Genomic DNA, 536 nt, shown 5'->3' with positions numbered 1-536 from the left:
GTGACGATGCCTTCCGGCTCGCCGGTACCGCCCAGGCCGTTGCCGTTGTTGTCAGTGATGACTGGTGGCTCCGGTGCAATGACATCAGCCGGCTCGGTCACGGTCGGCGGGCTGACATTGCCCGACGGGTCGGTGATGGTGACGATACCGGTCTCGCCGTTTTCCAGCGGGTTTTCGGGGAGTTCCCAGTTGCCGTTCTCGTCGACCACGGTGGTGACAGTGCTGCCGTCCGGCAGTTCGACGGCGACGATACCTTCCGGCTCGCCAGTGCCGCCCAGACCATTGCCGTTGTTGTCGGTGATGACCGGCGGCTCCGGGGGAACCAGGTCAGCCGGTTCGGTGATGGTGGGCGGGCTGACGTTGCCCGAGGGATCGGTGATGGTGACGCTGCCGCTCTCGCCGTTCTCCAGCGGGTTTTCCGGGAACTCCCAGTTGCCGTTCCCATCGACGACGGTGGTCACGGTGCTGCCGTCCGGCAGTTCCACGGTGACGATGCCTTCCGGCTCGCCAGTGCCGCCCAGGCCGTTGCCATTGTT

Annotated in this window: 1 protein-coding gene; it reads right to left on the bottom strand. The window is 65.9% G+C overall.

What is annotated here, in order from left to right; translation table 11 throughout:
• On the bottom strand, positions 1 to 536 hold a 536-nt coding region (locus VV867_RS31085), incomplete at both ends, for an Ig-like domain-containing protein (RefSeq protein WP_328568459.1).

The sequence above is a fragment of the Pseudomonas sp. JH-2 genome, assembly GCF_036231725.1.
Classification (GTDB): domain Bacteria; phylum Pseudomonadota; class Gammaproteobacteria; order Pseudomonadales; family Pseudomonadaceae; genus Pseudomonas; species Pseudomonas delhiensis.
The sequence above is the reverse complement of the archived record's forward strand: the minus strand, read 5'-3'. Positions and strand labels throughout refer to the sequence as shown.